The sequence below is a fragment of the Brevundimonas sp. genome (genome assembly GCF_044239655.1).
In the GTDB taxonomy this organism is placed as follows: domain Bacteria; phylum Pseudomonadota; class Alphaproteobacteria; order Caulobacterales; family Caulobacteraceae; genus Brevundimonas.
Genome location: NZ_JBIIAY010000019.1, coordinates 1 through 18,396, shown reverse-complemented (window position 1 = coordinate 18,396; position 18,396 = coordinate 1). Strand labels below are relative to the sequence as shown.

At 68.0% G+C, this 18,396-nt stretch carries 20 protein-coding genes and 1 pseudogene; 13 read left to right on the top strand and 8 right to left on the bottom strand.

The window, feature by feature from the left end; genetic code table 11:
* Nucleotides 1–3: 3 nt before the first annotated feature.
* From dapB to dnaK, 3 genes are all read right to left on the bottom strand, one after another.
* On the bottom strand, nt 4–753 hold the full coding sequence (gene dapB, locus ACILQR_RS04240; RefSeq protein WP_395650245.1) for a 4-hydroxy-tetrahydrodipicolinate reductase: 750 nt from the start codon (nt 751–753) through the stop codon (nt 4–6).
* The gene (gene dnaJ / locus ACILQR_RS04235) at nt 750–1,934 is read right to left on the bottom strand and encodes a molecular chaperone DnaJ (RefSeq protein ID WP_395650244.1); all 1,185 of its coding nucleotides are present in this window, start codon (nt 1,932–1,934) and stop codon (nt 750–752) included. Before dnaJ ends, dapB begins: the two co-directional genes overlap by 4 nt.
* Before the next feature lie 173 nt (nt 1,935–2,107).
* On the bottom strand, nt 2,108–4,012 hold the full coding sequence (gene dnaK, locus ACILQR_RS04230; RefSeq protein WP_271145644.1) for a molecular chaperone DnaK: 1,905 nt from the start codon (nt 4,010–4,012) through the stop codon (nt 2,108–2,110).
* Nucleotides 4,013–4,353: 341 nt separating this feature from the next.
* On the opposite strand from dnaK, the gene ACILQR_RS04225 reads away from it, so the two are divergent.
* The 6 genes from ACILQR_RS04225 (at nt 4,354) to ACILQR_RS04200 (ending at nt 7,324) form a co-directional block, all read left to right on the top strand.
* Complete coding sequence (locus tag ACILQR_RS04225; RefSeq protein WP_395650243.1) at nt 4,354–4,743, top strand: hypothetical protein; 390 nt, start codon at nt 4,354–4,356, stop codon at nt 4,741–4,743.
* Between the two features lie 38 nt (nt 4,744–4,781).
* Nucleotides 4,782–5,771, top strand: a complete 990-nt coding sequence (locus ACILQR_RS04220) for a threonine/serine dehydratase (protein ID WP_395650242.1) — start codon at nt 4,782–4,784, stop codon at nt 5,769–5,771.
* Nucleotides 5,772–5,878: 107 nt separating this feature from the next.
* Nucleotides 5,879–6,328 carry a MaoC family dehydratase gene (locus tag ACILQR_RS04215; RefSeq protein WP_292155222.1) on the top strand — a complete coding sequence of 150 codons (450 nt, stop codon included), beginning with the start codon at nt 5,879–5,881 and terminating at the stop codon, nt 6,326–6,328.
* A 38-nt stretch (nt 6,329–6,366) separates the two neighbouring features.
* Nucleotides 6,367–6,639: a type II toxin-antitoxin system Phd/YefM family antitoxin gene (locus tag ACILQR_RS04210; RefSeq protein ID WP_271145648.1), complete on the top strand. Its 273-nt coding sequence runs from the start codon at nt 6,367–6,369 to the stop codon at nt 6,637–6,639.
* Nucleotides 6,636–7,019 carry a type II toxin-antitoxin system VapC family toxin gene (locus tag ACILQR_RS04205; protein ID WP_395650241.1) on the top strand — a complete coding sequence of 128 codons (384 nt, stop codon included), beginning with the start codon at nt 6,636–6,638 and terminating at the stop codon, nt 7,017–7,019. Before ACILQR_RS04210 ends, ACILQR_RS04205 begins: the two co-directional genes overlap by 4 nt.
* Nucleotides 7,019–7,324 carry a hypothetical protein gene (locus ACILQR_RS04200; RefSeq protein ID WP_395650240.1) on the top strand — a complete coding sequence of 102 codons (306 nt, stop codon included), beginning with the start codon at nt 7,019–7,021 and terminating at the stop codon, nt 7,322–7,324. Before ACILQR_RS04205 ends, ACILQR_RS04200 begins: the two co-directional genes overlap by 1 nt.
* Here the strand turns inward: ACILQR_RS04200 and mnmH are convergent.
* The 5 genes from mnmH to ACILQR_RS04175 form a co-directional block, all read right to left on the bottom strand.
* Complete coding sequence (gene mnmH, locus ACILQR_RS04195; RefSeq protein ID WP_395650239.1) at nt 7,321–8,382, bottom strand: tRNA 2-selenouridine(34) synthase MnmH; 1,062 nt, start codon at nt 8,380–8,382, stop codon at nt 7,321–7,323. The two genes, ACILQR_RS04200 and mnmH, sit on opposite strands and share 4 nt — an antisense overlap.
* On the bottom strand, nt 8,379–9,437 hold the full coding sequence (gene selD, locus ACILQR_RS04190) for a selenide, water dikinase SelD (RefSeq protein ID WP_395650238.1): 1,059 nt from the start codon (nt 9,435–9,437) through the stop codon (nt 8,379–8,381). Before selD ends, mnmH begins: the two co-directional genes overlap by 4 nt.
* Nucleotides 9,438–9,478: 41 nt before the next feature.
* The gene (locus ACILQR_RS04185; RefSeq protein WP_395650237.1) at nt 9,479–9,943 is read right to left on the bottom strand and encodes a hypothetical protein; all 465 of its coding nucleotides are present in this window, start codon (nt 9,941–9,943) and stop codon (nt 9,479–9,481) included.
* 61 nt (nt 9,944–10,004) lie between these two features.
* Nucleotides 10,005–10,946, bottom strand: coding sequence for a Gfo/Idh/MocA family protein (locus ACILQR_RS04180; protein ID WP_395650236.1), 942 nt, complete (start codon nt 10,944–10,946; stop codon nt 10,005–10,007).
* Between the two features lie 5 nt (nt 10,947–10,951).
* Nucleotides 10,952–12,109 carry a DegT/DnrJ/EryC1/StrS family aminotransferase gene (locus tag ACILQR_RS04175; protein ID WP_395650235.1) on the bottom strand — a complete coding sequence of 386 codons (1,158 nt, stop codon included), beginning with the start codon at nt 12,107–12,109 and terminating at the stop codon, nt 10,952–10,954.
* Between the two features lie 180 nt (nt 12,110–12,289).
* On the opposite strand from ACILQR_RS04175, the gene ACILQR_RS04170 reads away from it, so the two are divergent.
* From ACILQR_RS04170 to ACILQR_RS04140, 7 genes and pseudogenes are all read left to right on the top strand, one after another.
* Nucleotides 12,290–12,808 (top strand): D-glycero-alpha-D-manno-heptose-1,7-bisphosphate 7-phosphatase, encoded by a 519-nt coding sequence (locus tag ACILQR_RS04170; RefSeq protein WP_395650234.1) that lies wholly within the window; start codon nt 12,290–12,292, stop codon nt 12,806–12,808.
* Between the two features lie 65 nt (nt 12,809–12,873).
* Nucleotides 12,874–13,758, top strand: coding sequence for an alpha/beta fold hydrolase (locus ACILQR_RS04165; protein WP_395650233.1), 885 nt, complete (start codon nt 12,874–12,876; stop codon nt 13,756–13,758).
* Between the two features lie 84 nt (nt 13,759–13,842).
* Complete coding sequence (locus tag ACILQR_RS04160; RefSeq protein WP_271145656.1) at nt 13,843–14,172, top strand: hypothetical protein; 330 nt, start codon at nt 13,843–13,845, stop codon at nt 14,170–14,172.
* Nucleotides 14,173–14,176: 4 nt separating this feature from the next.
* Complete coding sequence (locus ACILQR_RS04155) at nt 14,177–14,857, top strand: response regulator transcription factor (protein WP_271145657.1); 681 nt, start codon at nt 14,177–14,179, stop codon at nt 14,855–14,857.
* Nucleotides 14,858–14,870: 13 nt separating this feature from the next.
* Entirely contained in the window at nt 14,871–16,355 is a 1,485-nt protein-coding gene (locus ACILQR_RS04150) for a sensor histidine kinase (RefSeq protein ID WP_395650255.1), read from the top strand.
* Between the two features lie 447 nt (nt 16,356–16,802).
* Complete coding sequence (locus ACILQR_RS04145) at nt 16,803–18,167, top strand: hypothetical protein (RefSeq protein WP_395650232.1); 1,365 nt, start codon at nt 16,803–16,805, stop codon at nt 18,165–18,167.
* Between the two features lie 18 nt (nt 18,168–18,185).
* Nucleotides 18,186–18,396: pseudogene (locus tag ACILQR_RS04140) on the top strand (c-type cytochrome biogenesis protein CcmI); the annotation flags it as partial.

The following is an 18,396-nucleotide window of genomic DNA, read 5'->3' as shown; positions in this document are numbered from 1 at the left end:
GGCTCAGGCCTGCCGGAAGCCCAGCACGTCCTGCATGTCATAGAGGCCGGGCCGACGCGTCCGGACCCAGGCGGCGGCGGCGACGGCCCCCTTGGCGAACAGGGACCGGTCGATGGCCGAATGGCTGAGGGTCAGGGTCTCGTCCTGAGAGCCGAACAGGACGGTATGATCGCCGACGATGCCGCCCGCGCGGATGGAGGAGAAGCCGATCTTGCCGACCTCGCGCTCGCCCGTGATCCCGTCATAGGGCGCGGAACGCACATCGGCGAGCTCGGCGTTGCGACCGTTGGCGGCAGCCTCGCCCAGCATCAGGGCCGTACCGGACGGCGCGTCGAGCTTCAGCCGGTGATGGGCCTCGATCACCTCGATGTCCCAGTCGCGTGCATCCAGCCGCTGGGCCGCGTGCTCGACCAGACCGATCAGGATGTTGAGGCCCAGGGAATAGTTGCCGCTGCGCACGATGGCGATCTTCTCGGCCGCGGCGCGGATGGCGGCGTCCTGTTCGTCGGTGAAGCCGGTCGAGCCGATCACCAGGGCCGGACCGCCCCGTTCGGCCGCGCGGGTCGCCAGGGCGGCCGAGGCCTCGGCGGTCGAGAAATCGATGACCACGTCGCAAAGGCTCAGATCCGGCGTGTCGCCCCAGTCGAACCGCACCGCGACGACGACGTCGTCGCGGGCATCCAGCACGTGATCGACCGCCCGGCCCATCCGCCCCTGCGCACCGGAGATGCCGGCGTGGAAGATCGCGCTCACGCGGCGGTTTCCCGCTTGCCGGTTTCTTCGGCACCCAGGATGTCGGCCCAGAACCGCTTGGCCTTGCCGGCGAAGGAGGTGTTGCGCGGGTTCTGGCTCTCGCCGAACGACAGGGCCAGTTCCTGCATCAGTTCCTTCTGGCGCGCGGTCAGGTCGGTCGGGGTCTCGACGAACAGCTCGACCACCAGATCGCCGCGCTGGCGGCCGTTCAGGTGCGGCATGCCCTTGCCCTTGATGCGGATGGTCTTGCCGGTCTGGGCGCCCGCAGGCACGTCGACCGGGGCCTTGCACTGGCCGTCACAGGCCTCGGACACCAGACAGGGCGCCTCGATCTCGCCGCCCAGGGCCGCCACCGTCATCGGCACCGGGACGGTACACAGCAGATCCAGATTGTCGCGCTCGAACAGTTCGTGCGGCTGGACCGACAGGAAGACATAGAGGTCACCGCGCGGACCGCCGCGTGCGCCCGCGTCGCCCTCGCCCGTCAGGCGGATGCGCGAGCCGTCGTCTACCCCGGCGGGAACCTTCAGGTTCAGCGTGCGGGTCTTGCGGACCTGGCCGTGGCCATGACAGCTGGGGCAGGGCTCGGCGATCATCTGGCCCGAGCCGCCGCAGCGGGGGCAGGTCCGCTCGACCTGGAAGAAACCGTTGGCCTGCCGCACCCGGCCTTGACCGGCACAGGTCGAACAGGTGGTGGCCTTGGTCCCCGGCTTGGCACCCGATCCTGAACAGGGCTCGCAGGTCATGGTCGAGGGCACGCTGATCTCGACCTCGGCACCCTTGTAGGCCTGCTCCAGGGTGATCTCGAGGTCATAGCGCAGGTCCGAACCCCGGCGCGGCCCGTTCTGCTGGCGTCCGCCCTGACGCCCGCCGAAGACGTCGCCGAACGCGTCACCGAAGACCTGGCTGAAGATGTCGTTGACGTCGTGGAAGCCCTGCTGGCCGCCTCCGCCGCCACCGTTGACGCCCGCATGGCCGAACCGGTCATAGGCGGCCCGCTTTTGCTCGTCCGACAGGACCGTATAGGCCTCGGAGATCTCCTTGAACCTGGCCATCGACTCTTCCGAGCCGCCGTTGCGGTCGGGGTGATGGATCATCGCCAGCTTGCGATAGCTGGATTTCAGCCCCGCAGCGTCGATGGTCCGCTCGACCTCCAGAATCTCGTAATAGTCACGCGCCATCGGGCGAACTCGTCCTCTATCCCTTGCGTCTCGGTGTCGCCTCTGCGGGCGATCGATCCTCTGACGCCGACCCTGTTCACATGGGAAACGGGTCTTGTGATGCAACCTTCATAAAAGAAGGCCCCGCCTGCCTGTGGCAAGCGGGGCCCTGCAATTTTCAGACCGCGTGTGGCTTACGCGCTCTTCTTCTCGTCGTCGCCCGAGACGTCCTCGAACTCGGCGTCGACCACGCCGTCGTCAGCGGTGGCCGTGACGTCTTCGTCAGAGGCGGCCGATTGCGCGTACATGGCCTCGCCCAGCTTCATCGAGGCCTGGACCAGGGTGTTGGTCTTGGTCCGGATGTCCTCGGGGTCGGTGCCGGCTTCCTTGGCCGCCTTGAGCTCGGCCAGGGCCGTCTCAATGGCGTCCTTGTCCGGGCCCTGGATCTTGTCGCCGTGCTCGGCCATGGCCTTTTCGGTCGAGTGGATCAGGCTTTCGGCCGCATTGTTGGCCTCGACCAGGTCCTTCTTGGCCTTGTCGGCCGTGGCGTTGGCCTCGGCTTCCTTGACCATCTTGTCGATGTCGGCGTCCGACAGGCCGCCGTTCGCCTGGATGCGGATCGACTGTTCCTTGTTGGTCGCCTTGTCCTTGGCGGTCACGTGGACGATGCCGTTGGCGTCGATGTCGAAGGCGACCTCGATCTGCGGCAGGCCGCGCGGTGCCGGCGGAATGCCCATCAGGTCGAACTGACCCAGGACCTTGTTGTCCGCCGCCATCGGCCGCTCGCCCTGGAAGACCCGGATGGTCACGGCCGACTGGTTGTCGTCGGCGGTGGAGAACACCTGGCTCTTCTTGGTCGGGATCGTGGTGTTGCGTTCGATCAGGGGGGTGAAGACGCCGCCCAGGGTCTCGATGCCGAGCGTCAGGGGGGTGACGTCCAGCAGCAGCACGTCCTTGACGTCGCCTTGCAGAACGCCGGCCTGAACGGCGGCGCCCAGGGCCACGACCTCATCGGGGTTCACACCCTTGTGCGGCTCCTTGCCGAAGAATTTCTTCACGGCTTCCTGGACCAGGGGCATCCGCGTCATGCCGCCGACCAGAACCACCTCGTCGATGTCCGAGGCCTTTAGGCCCGCGTCCTTCAGCGCCTTGGCACAGGGCTCGATGGTGCGCTGGACCAGGTCGTCGACCAGAGCTTCCAGCTTCGCGCGGCTCAGCTTGATGTTCAGGTGCAGCGGGCCCGAGGCGTTCATGGTGATGAACGGCAGGTTGACCTCGTACTGGGCCGTCGAGGACAGCTCCTTCTTGGCCTTTTCCGCCTCTTCACGAAGACGTTGCAGGGCCAGCTTGTCCTGACGCAGGTCGACGCCCTGTTCCTTCTTGAACTCGTCGGCCAGATAGTCGGCCAGGCGGACGTCGAAGTCTTCGCCGCCCAGGAAGGTGTCGCCGTTGGTCGACTTCACCTCGAACACGCCGTCGCCGATCTCCAGGATCGAGACGTCGAAGGTGCCGCCGCCCAGGTCATAGACCGCGATCTTCTGGCCGTCGTTCTTGTCCAGGCCATAGGCCAGCGCGGCAGCCGTCGGCTCGTTGATGATGCGCAGGACTTCCAGGCCCGCGATCTTGCCGGCGTCCTTGGTCGCCTGGCGCTGCGAGTCGTTGAAATAGGCGGGGACGGTGATCACGGCCTGCGTCACGGTCTCGCCCAGATAGGCCTCGGCGGCTTCCTTCATCTTCATCAGGGTGAAGGCGGAAACCTGTTGCGGGGAATAGTCCTTGCCGTGGGCCTTGACCCAGGCGTCGCCGTTCGGGCCCTTGACGATCTCATAGGGGACCATGGCCTTGTCCTTGGCCACGACGGGGTCCGAGAACTGGCGGCCGATCAGGCGCTTGATCGCAAAGAAGGTGTTGGACGGGTTGGTGACCGATTGGCGCTTGGCCGGCTGACCGACCAGGGTCTCGCCGCCGTCCTGGATGGCGACCACGGAGGGCGTCGTGCGGTTGCCCTCGGCGTTCTCGATGACCTTGGGGTTCTTGCCGTCCATAACGGCCACGCACGAGTTGGTGGTGCCCAGGTCGATGCCGATGATCTTGGCCATAGTCTGTATCGTCTCTTTCGTGTGGCGGGCGGTGCGGCGGCCTTTTGAAGCGAAGCGCCGCGCTTGACCGTCCCCGTGTGGATTGCGCCGTGCCCGTCTGGGTCCGGCAGGGTGGCTGTCTAATGGAAAGCCCTGAAAGATACAGGGCTAATCCGGTGGCTGCGGATATGGGAAAGGCCTCATGGGTCGCAAGGGCTTGATGCGTCCCGGAACAAAATCAGCGGGAGAACAAATCACCTCCGACGTCAGGCCGCGTCAGATGCCATACGTCCGCCCGTAAGGCAGGATAGGTCATCGACGGGCGCTGCGGGGGCGGCGCCGCCATCGGAAGCTGACCCACAATGTCGAAACTCCCCACCGTGTTGATCGCAGGCCTGATGGCGGCGGCGGTCGCCATCCCCGCCCCGGGCCTCGCCGCGCCTCCCGCACCGGGTGCCGCGCCCGCCACCCTGGGCCAGTCCCGCGACGGCCAGAACCGGCGGGTCCGCATCCACAACCAGACCGGCTGGACCATGGTCCGGCTCCAGGCCGCCGACGCCCGCTCCCGCGCCTGGCAGGGCGACGTCGTCGGCGATCAGGCCCTGACCACGGGGGCCAGCCGGGTCGCCACCATCGACGACGGTTCCGGAGCCTGCACCTATGTCTTCCGCGCCGAGTTCTCGAACGGCCAGGCGCTGGAGCGCGGCCCGATCAATGTCTGCGAGATTGCCGACTACTACCTGACGCGCTGACGCTTCCGGCGCAGGGTCGGTCGCGCTAGACCCGCCCCATGACCCACACCGCTTCGTTTCAGGGCGTCCAGGACGCCGCCCGCCAGATCGCCGGCGTCGCCGTCCGCACCCCCCTGATCGAAAGCCCCGCCCTGAACGAACGCCTCGGCGGGCGGGTGCTGATGAAGGCCGAGACCCTGCAATACGCCGGGGCCTTCAAGTTCCGGGGGGCCTACAACCGCATCAGCCGCCTGACCGGCGAGGAAAAATCACGCGGCGTCGTCGCCTATTCGTCAGGAAATCACGCGCAGGCCGTGGCGGCCGCCGCCCGGATGGTGGGGACCTCGGCCATCATCGTCATGCCCGCCGACAGCCCGAAGGTTAAGGTCGAGGGGGTCATCGCCTTCGGCGGCGAGGTGCGCATGTACGACCGCTACACCGAAAGCCGCGAGGCTATCGGCGAGGAGATCGCGGCGACAAGGGGCTCCGTCCTCGTCCGCCCCTTCGACGACCCCTTCATCATCGAGGGCCAGGGCACCACGGGCCTGGAGATCGTCGAACAGACGCGCGAGGCGGGCGTCGAACGGATCGACCGGCTGCTGTGCGGCACCTCCGGCGGCGGCTTGATGGCCGGGATCAACCTGGCGATGGCCGCCCTGTCGCCCGGCACCGTCGTCCACGGGGTCGAGCCCGCCGCCTACAACGACACCGAAATCTCGCTCAAGGCCGGGGAGAGGCTGACCCACGCCCCGGCACCCGGCACCATCTGCGACGCCCTGATGACCGACCGGCCGGGTGAGCTGACCTTTCCGATCAACCGGCGACTGGCGGGCATCCTGACCGTCACGGACGCCGAGGTCGCCGAGGCCGTCCGCTTCGCCTTCCGCCACCTGAAGCTGGTGGTCGAGCCGGGCGGGGCGGTGTCGCTGGCCGCCCTTCTGGCCGGAAAGCTGGACGTCGCGGGCCAGACCACCGCCATCGTCCTGTCGGGCGGCAATGTCGATCCGGCTCTGTTCGCCGCGATCATCGAGGACCGGTTCGAGGGCTGACCCGGGCCTTCTGCGCATCACCCCCGCCATCGCGGAGACGATCGGCGCAGGGGTGGCCTGCCGTGACGGAAGCTGGTTAGCCTTGCCGAAACATCAGGGAGACGACGATGACCAAGCCCAGCGACCTGCCCGGAATGATCGGTGACGAGACCGTCTCGAAATGGTTCGAGATCACGCAAGCCCGCATCGACGCCTTCGCCGATGCCACCGAGGACTGGCAGTTCATCCACATCGACCCCGAGGCCGCGAAAGCCAGCCCCTTCGGCGGCACGATCGCGCACGGCTTCCTGACTCTCAGCCTGATGTCGGCCATGACCTATGACGCCAATCCGGGGCTGGAGGGCGTGGTCATGGGGGTCAACTACGGCTTCGACAAACTGCGCTTCCTGGCCCCGGTCCCGGCCGGATCAAAGGTGCGGGGCCGCTTCAAGCTGATGAGCGCCGAAGACAAGGGTGGCGGTCGCTGGCTGATCAAGCACGAAGTCACCGTCGAGATCGAAGGCTCCGAAAAGCCCGCCCTGATCGCCGAATGGCTGGGGATGCAGTTCGTGGGGTGAGGATTGAATTGGACCATCGATTGGTCCATTCTCGGATCATGATCGAAGTCGCCGTTTCCGCCGCCAAATCCCAACTCACCGCCCTCGTCCGTCAGGCTGAGGGCGGGGACGACGTCTTCCTGACCCGGAACGGTCGTCGCGTCGCCCGGATCACGGCGGCCCCCGCGCGAAGCAAGCATCTGCTCTCGGTCGAAGAGAAGATGAAGATCATCCGGGAAATCCAGGAGTCTGCCCGAGGCAAGTTCGAGCCGGGCTTCGATGCGGCCCGCAGCGCGGACTTCCTGTACGGCGATGACGGTATGCCGGGGTGATCGCACTCGACAGTTCGGCGCTGATCGAAGTAGTCGCCCGGCAATCGAGGGCGGATGCCTGTTCCGCCGTCCTGTTGCGGAGCGAACTGATCATTTCGGCGGCGACCCTCGCGGAGGCGCTGATCGTGTCTCGGCGCAAGAAGGTCGCGAGCGAACTGGACGGCCTGCTGGAGCTGCTCAACCTCAAGGTCGAAACCGTGGACGAGGCTTTTGCCGAACGCGCCGCCTATGCCTACACCCGCTGGGGCAAGGGGTTTCACAAGGCTGACCTGAACTACGGCGACAGCTTCAGCTACGCCCTGGCCGAGATGTACCGGTGCCCCCTGCTCTACGTCGGCAACGATTTCGCTCAGACCGACATCGTCAGCGCGCTAAGCTGATGGTCGTCCTGCGACACGAGTGCCGGGTATTCAAGGATGGCAATGGTCTGGCTCTGTGGGTCGGATCGACCGAGGGGCAGACCACCCTCGAACGAATCAATGGCCCCAGCCATCTGGCCTATGTCGTCTATGCCTCGACGCAGGAAGACGCGATGCAGCAACACCATGATCGTCAGAGATGGGGCCCCTATGTACCTGTGCCGGGCCTCACCGATCAGCCCTATGAAATCGAAGCGCTGCGGCGTCAGTTGGCCGAGTATCCTGACGATGCGGAACTGAGGCGTCTGAACGGCATCAACCCCTAACGCGCCAGCGCCGCCTCGATCGCGGCCAGGGACGCATCCCGCGCGACCTCTGATCCAAACACCGGCGACGCCACCACGGCGACCGGTGCCTCATATTTCGACGCCGCGCGGCGATAGGCCGGGTCGTAGTGGGTCTCCAGAAGTTCGGCGATCAGGGCCGACAGGTCTCCGGCCCGCGCCAGCCCCCTCCACCGCTCGATCACGGCCCGCCCCAGCCGCAGCGGCAGACGCGACAGCACGGCATCCAGCGCCGCCGGGTCGGCGGCGATTTCGGCATAGGCGGCGCGGCTGAAGGCGGTGCGGTCCTCCAGCGAGCCGGTCAGGGCGATGCGCGGCGCGGCCTTCATCGCGGCCCACAGCCGGGGCGGCAGGGTCAGGGCACCGATGCGGCTGGCCTCGGCCTCGACCAGCACGGGGCGGGTCGGATCCAGCCCCTCCAGCGCCACCGCCAGCCGGCTGTCGAACAGCTTCTGGGGCGGCTGGGCCTCCGCCGTCGCCCCGAACAGCGACCCGCGGTGCGCCGCCAGCCCCTCCAGATCCAGCACGGCCGCGCCGCGTTCGGCCATCAGGGCCAGAACCGCCGTCTTGCCGACCCCGGTCGGGCCGTCCAGCAGGACCAGAGGCGGCAGGGGTGCCGCCTCGCTCTCGCCGTCGTAAAGACGGGCCAGCACCCGCCGTCGCCAGGTCTGGTACCCGCCGCTCAACTGCGCCACCGGCCAGCCGACCTGATCCATGACCGTGGCCATGGCGTGCGACCTCTGACCTCCGCGCCAGCAATAGACCAGGGGCTTGAAACCCCCCTCTCGCTCGCCCAGTGGCCCTTCCAGATGCGCCGCGATATTGCGCGCGACCAGGCCCGCCCCGCGCCGTCGCGCCCGGAATTTCGAGCCCTGGACATATTCCGTCCCCACCTCGGCACGCTGCGCATCGTCGAGGACCGGCAGGTTGATCGCGCCGGGGATGTGGTCTTCGGCGAACTCGGCCGGGCTGCGCACGTCGATCAGGGCGTCGTATCCCGCCCGCGCATCGGGTTCGAGATCGGTCGTCAGCCGGATCACGAGACGCGCACGACCGCCGGCCCCGCCGCGATCCGCCCGATCTCGGCAGCGAGCCCGAAGCCTTCGCCCCGGACCAAATCGAGCACCGCCTCGGCAGCATCGGCCGACACCGCGATCAACAGGCCCCCGCTGGTCTGGGGATCGGTCAGCAGGGTGCGCCGCCAGCCCTCAACCCCCTCTGGCAGGACAACGCCCTCTGCGTAGCTCGACCAGTTGCGCGCCGACGCCCCCGTCGCCACCCCGTCCCCCGCCAGCGCCTCGACCCCGGCCAGCAGGGGCACCGCCGCCTCGTCGATCTCGACCGTGACCCCGGCCCCGCGCGCCATCTCCAGCGCATGACCCAGAAGACCGAAACCGGTGACGTCGGTGACGGCGTGAACCCCCGGCGTCCCCGGCAACAGGGCGCCGACCGCATTCAGCTGGGTCGTCGAGGCGACGAGCGCCGCATAGCCCTCCTCCGACAGCCGGTCCTGTTTGAAGGCCGCGCTGAGCACCCCCACGCCGATCCCCTTGGTCAGGATCAGCCGGTCACCGACCTTCGCCCCCTTGTTGGTCAGGACCCGCGCCGGATCGACCAGCCCGATCGCCGCCAGTCCATAGATGGGCTCGACCGAATCGATCGAATGGCCGCCCGCGACGGGAATGCCAGCCCGCGCACAGACCTCGGCCCCGCCCGCCAGCACCGCCCGGATCGTGGCGTCCGACAGGACATTGATCGGCATCCCCAGGATGGCCAGGGCCAGGATCGGCTTCCCGCCCATGGCGTAGACGTCGGACAGGGCATTGGTCGCCGCGATCTGGCCGAACACGAACGGGTCATCGACCATGGGCATGAAGAAGTCGGTGGTCGCCACCACCGCCTGCTGCTCGCTGATCCTCCACACCGCCGCGTCGTCCGAGGTCTCGGTCCCGACCAGCAGCGACGAAAAGGCGGCCGCCGACGGCATCTCCGCCAGGATGTTCCGCAACCGCTCCGGCGCCATCTTGCACCCGCACCCGCCCCCGTGGGCCAGCGAGGTCAGGCGGGGTTCGGGGGTGGTGGCGCTTGTGGTCATGGCCGATCTTTAGACCGAAGGCCTTCCTTGATCGACAGCCCTTAGAGGGTGCCGCGACTCGCAAAGGCGAGCCTCGCCTTTCTGGCCTGCCAGGCACAGACACCTCCTGCCCCGGCACCCGGAAGCAACGGCGCCACCCACAACATCGGGTCGGGCGCAAAACTGCTGGTCGCGACCATGAGAGCCAGCAGTGAGACTGCTCCCCCCATTCCGGCGCAACTCACCACCCAGCGCCAAACAGGCATCGAGACGCTGGAGAGAAAGTAACAGGCCACGCCTGTCAGAACGGCCGGGACGATGCCCAAGCCGTAAGCGAAGGCTAAGGATAGGGGGATACCAACCATCAAGTCGGTCAGCGTCAGGGTCCCAAATCCAGAACCGCTCGAAGTGATTAGAAGCAAGGCCAGCAACTCGAGCCAGACCACTATCCAGCCGAAGAAGGGGCCCTTGGCAGCGAAGCCGCCGACAAACCCAACAAACCGGCCAGAGTCGAAGGCGCGAGACATGGCGAAAGGCTAAGCTTGAAAGACTGGGTTCACAACGTGATCCGATGCCACATCACCGCCATCACCCCTCGCCGAGACACCTCAGCGCAACTTCGAGGTTGCGCAGGCCGTCCTCGCCCGTCACCGCAGGCGTCTCGCCCGTGCGGATGGCGTGGGCGAAGGCTTCGAGTTCCTTCTTGAGCGGCTCGTTGGGCCAGCTCATCAGGCCGCGCGTGGAGTATGAGCCGTCGGGCTGCTGGCCGAAATATTCGGTGACCTGGCGGGTCATCAGGTCGGCGACGACGAACTTGTTATGGGTCGCGACCTGGAGGGTGCGGGTCTTGTAGGGGGTCACCCAGTTGGTGGTGATGTGGGCGATGGCGCCGTTCTCGAGCCGGAACTGAAGCAACGCCGTGTCCTCGCGGTCGGCCCGGGTGCGGGCCAGTTGCGGCTGGACCTCGGCGATCTCGGACCCCGTCAGGTGGCGGATGATGTCGATGTCGTGGACGGCCAGGTCGATGACCACCCCGACCTCGCCCATCCGGGGCGGGAAGGGGCCGACGCGGGTGATCTGGATCGAGATCACGTCCTCGCCCGCGATGGCGCGCTTGACCGCCTCCACCGCCGGATTGAACCGTTCGACCTGACCGACCATCAGGACACGGTCGTTGGCCTTGGCCGCATCGATCATCCGCTGGGCGTCGGCGACGGTGGCGGCGATCGGCTTTTCGACCAGGACGTGGACGCCGGCCTCCAGCAGGGCGACGCTGAGGTCCGCATGGTGGCGATTGGGCGTGGAGACGATCGCGGCCTCCAGCCCCCCGGCGACGAAATCGGCGGCCGTCGTGACCGGGCTGGCACCATAGGCCTCGGCAACGCCTTGCGCGGTCACCGCATCGGGATCGAACACCAGGGCCAGGTCGAACTCGCGCATCTCGGACAGGACGCGGGCGTGGTTCCTGCCCATGACGCCGACACCGGCGACGCCGGCGCGGAGGGGAGCGTGCAGCTGGGTCGGGTTCATGCGGTTCAGCCCTTGTACGAGGCGACGGCGGCGACGATCCGGTCCTGGGTCGCCTCGTCCAGATCGGAGTGCATCGGCAGGCTGATGACCACCTTCATCTTGGCCTCGGTCACGGGCAGACCCTGTGGTCCGCGCGGGTGCATGTCATAGGCCGGCTGAAGATGCAGCGGGATCGGATAATAGACCGCCGAGGGCACCCCCAGTTCGCGCAGATGGACCGCCAGACCGTCCCGGTCCGGATGCTCGATCGTGTACTGGGCCCAGTTCGAGACATTGCCGGCCGGCGTCTGCGGCACCGAGGCGACGTGCGGCGCCAGCAGGTCGTTGTAGCGGGCGGCGATCCGGTTGCGCCATTCGATCTCCTGACCGAAGACCTTCAGCTTCTCGATCAGGACGGCGGCCTGGACGGTGTCGAGGCGCGAGTTCATCCCGACGCGCATGTTCAGATATTTGGTGTCGTGCTCGAAGGTCCGGCCCACCAGGTCCTGCGACACCGCCTTGCCGTGGACCCGGAAGCTGTCGATCAGCTCGGCCAGGGCATCGTCATTGGTCAGCACCGCCCCGCCGTCGCCGTAGCAACCCAGCGGCTTGGCCGGAAAGAAGCTGGTCGTGGTCGCATCGGCCCACTTCAGCGGATGGTCGCCGTTGATCGTACAGCCGAACCCTTGCGCCGAGTCCGAGATCAGCTTCAGCCCGTGTTTGTCGCAGATGGCCTTGATGGCCGGATAGTCGGCGGGCTGACCGAACAGGTCGACGGCGATGACCACCCGTGGCTTCAACTTCCCCTCGGCGATCGTCGCCTCGATGGCGGCCTCCAGATGGCCGGGGTCCATGTTGTAGGTCGTGGCGTCGATGTCGATGAAGACCGGTGTCGCCCCCGTCCAGGGCACGATCTCGGCGGTGGCGCAGAAGGTGAAACTGGGCACGAAGACCGCATCGCCCGGACCCACGCCCCACGCCTTCAGCGGCAGGACCAGGGCATCGGTGCCGTTGCCACAGCCGAGCGCATGCTTCGCCCCGCCGAACGCGGCCAGGGCGGTCTCGAACGCGCGCACCGGCGGGCCCATGACATAGGCCCCGCTCTCGACGGCGGCCATCATGGCGGCCTCGATCTTGCCGCCGAGACGGGCGCGCTGGGCCTGAAGGTCGATGAAGGGCAGCATCGGCGATCGCTTTCTCTGAGGGGCCGCAAGGCAGGCGGACCGTGAGCGTTCCGGCGGTCGCTTCGGACGCGGCCGGCGTTTTCGTGTCGCGTCCCTACCGCATGACGGTTCCTGACGACAAACCCGAAGGAGTCACATCGCGTTGCGACTTGCAACGCGCAGGCCTAGACCTGCCCGGCCATGACCACGCAAGCGCTTGTTCCGGCGGTCTTCCTCGACCGCGACGGCGTCCTCAACGAGGACACCCACTATCCGCATCTGGAAGAGCATCTGACGCTGATCCCCGGTGCGGCCGAGGCGGTGCGGCGGCTGAACGGCCTGGGATACATGGCGGTGATCGTGACCAACCAGTCGGGGGTGGCGCGCCGGCTGTTCACCCTGGACCAGATGAACGCCTTCAACGACCTGCTGGTGCGCCGGCTGGCCGTCCAGGGCGCGCGGATCGGGGCGGTCTATGCCTGTCCATACCACTCCGACGGCTCGGACCCCGACTGGATCCACCCCGATCATCCGGACCGCAAGCCCAATCCCGGCATGATCCTGAAGGCCATGCAGGATCACCCGATCGACCCGGCCCGCTCCTTCCTGATCGGCGACCGGGACTCCGACATCGAGGCGGCCCGGCGGGCGGGCATTCCGGGCTTCCTGTTTCCCGGCGGCAACCTGTCCCAGTTCGTCGACGAGCTGCTGGGCACCTGAACTTTCGTCGGGTTCGCATTTCGTCACGCGATGAAATAGACTCGCGACAAATCAGGAGTTTGGTCTTGCCGACATCGACCGTTTCCTATGCCGAGCGACGCTGGACGTCGCACGACGGGCTCAGCTTGTTCGCCCGCGACTATGCCCCCGGCTCGGGCGCGGCCCATCTGCCGGTCATCGCCATTCACGGCCTGACCCGCAACAGTGCCGACTTCGACGCCATCGCGCCCCTGATCGCGCGCGGCGGACGCCGGGTGCTCGCCCTCGACGTGCGCGGCCGGGGCCGGTCCGACCGGGCCCCCGACCCCATGACCTATTCGCCGGAGGTCTATGCGAAGGACGTGCTGGCCCTGATGGACCAGTCGGGCATCGACCGGGCGGTCTTCCTGGGCACCTCCATGGGCGGGCTGATCACCATGGCGATCGCGGGCATGAAGCCGCGCGTCGTGACCGCCGCGATCCTGAACGACATCGGCCCGGAGGTCTCGCCCGAGGGCCTGGCCCGGATCGCCGCCTATTCCGGCCAGGCGGTGGACACCCCGACCTGGGCCGCGGCCGCAGACTATGCCCGATCGATCAATGCGGTGGCCTTTCCCCACTACGGCGACGCCGACTGGGAGGCGTTTGCGCGCCGCATCTTCCGTGAGGGCACCGAGGGCTCGCCGGTACTCGACTACGATCCCGACATCGCGGTGCCGATCCGGGCGGCGGGGGCCAAGGCGCTCGTCCCCAACCTGTGGCCCTGGTTCCGCAAGCTGGCCAAGAAGCGGCCGGTGCTGGTGGTGCGCGGCGCGACCTCCGACCTGCTCAGCGCCGAGATCGCCGCCAAGATGAAGAAGGCCGCCCCTGCCATGATCCTGGCCGAGATCCCCGGCATCGGCCACGCCCCCATGCTGGACGAGCCCGAGGCCAAGGCCGCGATCTTCGAGTTCCTGTCCGATCTCCCCTGATCGGCACGCGGGTTCGACATCCTGACAAACCCCCGTAAGGTGGCGTTCAGACGCCGTTCAGAGCGGCTCGCCCATAAACAGCCCATGATCCGCGCCCGCACCCTTCTTCTGGCCCTGTTGATCGCCGCGACCCCGGTCGTGGCGTCGGCCGAGGGCGCGCGCTTCGGCTTCGGCGGCGTAGCCTCGGGCCAGATCGACGGCGGTCGCCGCGACAAGGACCGCGAGGAGGCCGAGAACGGCCGCCGCCTGTCGCTGGGTGAGGTCGTCCGCATCGTCCAGTCGGGCCGCGAGGGCCGGATGCTGGGGGTTCGTCCCTCCGGCGATACGGCGGTGGTGCGCTGGGAATATCCCAACGGCCGGATCGCCGATATCACCGTGGACGCCCGCTCGGGCCGCATCATCGGAGAACGATAAGCCCATGCGCATCCTGCTCGTCGAGGACGACGTCGATCTGTCGCGTCAGTTGAAGACCGCCCTGTCCGACGCCGGATACGCCGTCGATCACGCCGCCGACGGCGAGGAAGCCCATTTCCTGGGCGACACCGAACCCTATGACTGCATCATCCTGGATCTGGGTCTGCCCAAGATCGACGGGGTCTCGGTGCTGGAACGCTGGCGGCGCGACGGCAAGGCCACGCCGGTGCTGATCCTGACCGCGCGTGGGGCCTGGTCCGACAAGGTGTCGGGCTTCGACGCCGGGGCCGACGACTATCTGACCAAGCCCTTCCACACCGAGGAGCTTCTTGCCCGGCTGCGCGCCCTGCTGCGGCGTTCGGCGGGGATCGCGTCGGCGACCCTGTCGTGCGGGGGTTTGCGCCTCGATCCGCGCGCGGCCCGCGCCACCGTCAACGGCGAACCCCTGCGGCTGACCTCGCTCGAATACCGGCTGCTGCATTACATGATGATGCACCAGGGCCGGGTGATCAGCCGGACCGAACTGGTCGAACACCTGTACGATCAGGACTTCGACCGCGATTCCAACACCATCGAGGTCTTCATCGGCCGGGTGCGCAAGAAGGTCGGGTCCGACCGGATCGAGACCGTGCGCGGCCTCGGCTATCGCCTGACCCCCCTGGCGGGCGAAGCGGTCGAGGCGTGAGCCGCAACGATTGATGAATCAGGCCGCGCGCGAGACCCCCGTAGACGAAACGACGGGCGTCGAGACACCGGCCCCGACAGGGTCGGCGACTCCCCTGTCGCGCGGATGGCGGCGCTGGCAGCTGGGGGCCGGCCGGTCCCTGACCCGGCGACTGGTCCTGCTCGCGGCGGCCTGGATCGCGGCGGCCCTGGTCATCACCGGCTTCGTCCTGACCTCCCAGTTCCAGGAATCCGGACTGCGGCGCCTCGGCGGCGTGCTCAACCAGACCATCGACACCCTGGCCCTGCGCACCACCGCCGCACCGACCAAGGTGGTCACGCCCCAGATCCTCGACGAACGCACCCAGCAGCCCCTGTCGGGCAAATACTGGTCGGTCGCCGAGCCGGACGGGCAGGGCGGCTTTCGCGTCCTGGCCCGCTCCCTGTCGATCTGGGACAGCGATATCCCGGCGCCGTCCAATCTCGTCGCCCGTCTCGAAGGCGGCTTTGGCCAGACTCTGACCTACAATGACGTCGGTCCGATCGGCGAACCCCTGCGCGTCGCCGCCACCATGAAGATCCTGCCGGGCCGCCAGACGCCGATCATCTTCCTGGCCGCCATCGACCGGTCCGAAATCGACGCCGACACCCGCGACTTCGCCACCCTGACCTGGATTTCCCTGGCTCTTCTGGGGCTGGGCCTGATGGCGGCGGTCTTCATCCAGGTGCGGATCGGGCTGAACCCCCTCTATGACCTGCGGGTCGAGATCGCCAACGTCCGCCACGGCAAGGCCGCCCGGATCGAACGCGCCTATCCGGTCGAGATCGCTCCCCTGGCCGAACAGGTGAACCGGTTGCTGGACCACAATCAGGAGGTGGTGGAGCGCCAGCGCACCCACGTCGGCAACCTGGCCCACGCGCTCAAGACCCCCCTGTCGGTCATGCTGGCGGAGGCCGACGGCCGCGACGAACCCCTGGCCAATCTGGTCCGGCGCCAGACCGAGATCATGAAGGGCCAGGTCGATCACCACCTGCGCCGCGCCCGCGCCGCCGCCCGCGCCGCCCACGGCCTGGGCGAACGCACCCCCGTCGACGAAGTGCTGGACGAGATGGCGGTCATGCTGGAGCGGGTGTTCCAGACCAAGGGTGTGGAGATCGACTGGCGCGCGCCCGACGACCTGGCCTTCCTGGGCGAGCGCCAGGATCTGCAGGAGATCCTGGGCAACCTGATCGAGAACGCCTGCAAATGGTCCAAACGACGCGTCCGCATCTCGGCTGGGGCCAGCGGCCTGGGCCAGATGATCGTGGTGGTCGAGGACGACGGCCCCGGCCTGCCCGAGGACCAGCGCGAGGGGGCCCTGAAGCGCGGCCAGCGGATGGACGAGGAGGCGCCGGGCTCGGGCCTGGGCCTGTCCATCGTTGACGACCTGACCCGCGCCTATGGGGGTCGCCTGACCCTGGCCGCCAGTGACATGGGCGGGCTCAAGGTCATCCTTGAACTTCCCGCCGCCGACGCCTGAGACGCTGTTTGGGCGGTGCAAGGGTTCATCACCAAGGCCACCAAGGACTCACGAAGGGCACGAAGAGACCGAGCGGGGTTTCGATATCGCGGATACGGAGGTCCAAGGCGCGGACGAAGTAAGGCGGCTCCGCCGCTTTCCAGTCTTCTCTCGGTTCAGTGCTGACACTCGCCACCTGCTCGGTCCCGTTGTGTCCTTTGTGCCGTCGTGGTGCCCGTTGTGATGAACTCTCTATCCGCCTGTCGATCGCCTCAACTGAAGCGACGATTGCTCCAGGTGTCTTGGTGTCCTTCGTGAGTCCTTGGTGTCCTTGGTGATGAACCTCTTGCCTTCAGGTCGGTGACGACTTTCCAGACAGTCCCTGCCCCAGAGCGGGCGGCAGAAACCGTTAACCTTCTCGTTTTACGGTGAAGGTCTCTGCTTTGCGGTCGTGGGGGCCGCCTCTTCATGTCCGATCTGTCGGTCGCCCATCGCGCCGCCCTGGCGCAACTGATCGAAAACGTCCCCGACCGGACCTTGCGGCAACTCGCCCTCGCCGTCGCGGGCATGCCCGGCGACAAGGCCCGCACCCTGGAATCCATGCTGGCCCAGGCCGGGATCGACCGGGTCCGCCGCACCCACGCCCTGACCGCCATCGCGCCCATGTTCCGGCCCCGCCCGGACGGCGTCGCCGCGACCACCTTCCCCGCCCCGGTCCTGGCCCGCCTGTGGAAGGCGGCCTCGGCGAACCAGGGCGACATACTGGCCTATCTGGACCCCGACGAGTATGGCGAGCGCGACGCCTATCGCGTGGCCGCCGTCTGTACCCGCCTGTACGCCGCCGGGGCCGCCGCCGTCCGCGATCAGGCCGAGGCCGTCTGGCCCGCAGGTCTCGCCTCTGCCGACCGGGATGCCGGGCTCATCGCCCTGGCCCGGGTCTGCGATCTGGGCGGTCTCGTCCACCGCGCCCTGCCCTCGCTCGGGGCCTGGACGGGTCGGCCGGACGGAGACCAGGTCGCCGAGCTTCGCCTGCTGCTGCGCGACGCCGCCGCCATCTCGCCGGACGGGGCGCAGGAACTGCTCGACATCCTGTTCGCCCACCTGGACGACGCACCCATGATCCTGCGGCTGGTCACCCACTCGTCCAGCGCCGCCGGTCGCGACAGCTTCCTCAGCGGATCGGAACTGGCCGTCTTCGTCGACCGTCTGATCGATGCGGCCGAAGACCGCGCTCGCAGCGTCGACGCCTGGAAGGCCGGCCAGCCGGTCGAGACCCTGCATCACGCCCTGACCTGGATCGCGACCTTCCTCACCGAAAGCGACGCCACGGTCCAGATCCATCCCGACACCGCCTGGGGCAAGCGGATCCGTCAGGTCCGGCTGGGGGTATCCAAGACGGTCGGTGCGCTTCTGGGCCGCGTCCAGCGCGCGGTCACGCCCGCCCTGCCCATGACCAGGGTCCAGACCGCCGGACGGATGACCCGCGAGATGCCGCAGCTGGACATACCCCTGGACCCCGCGACGACGGCCTCCGCCGGGGATGCCCTGGACCTGGTGCGGATCCTGCGCGCCCCGGCCGGCGTCTTTGGGTGCGAGGCCCAGCGCATCGGGCTGGTCACCGATCTGACGACCCAGGTGTTCAACTACGCCGATCTGGCGCTGGAAGAGATCAACGCCGGCGACGTCACCGACGAGGCCCTGGCGATCCGCCGTGTCGAACTGGCGGCGGACTTTCTGGATCGTCTCGAAGCCGTCGATCAGGCCCGCACCATGCGACGCCGCGTCGCGGTGGCGGGCCACAGCCACCAAGCCCACTCGCCCCGGGCCGCCTGACCCGCTAGAGGGTCTGCGATGATCGCTTTCTGGATCCTGGCCGCCCTTGCGACCGCGCTCGCGGCCTGGCTCGTGCTGACCGGCGCGCGCCGCGGCGTGGACGCCGGCGGCCTGAGCGCGCCCGACCTCGCCGCCGCCGAGCTGGGCGAGCTGGACCGGCTGAAGGCACGCGGCTTGCTGGCCGAGGACGCCTTCGCCGCCGCCCGCGCCGAGGCCGCCCGCCGCCTGA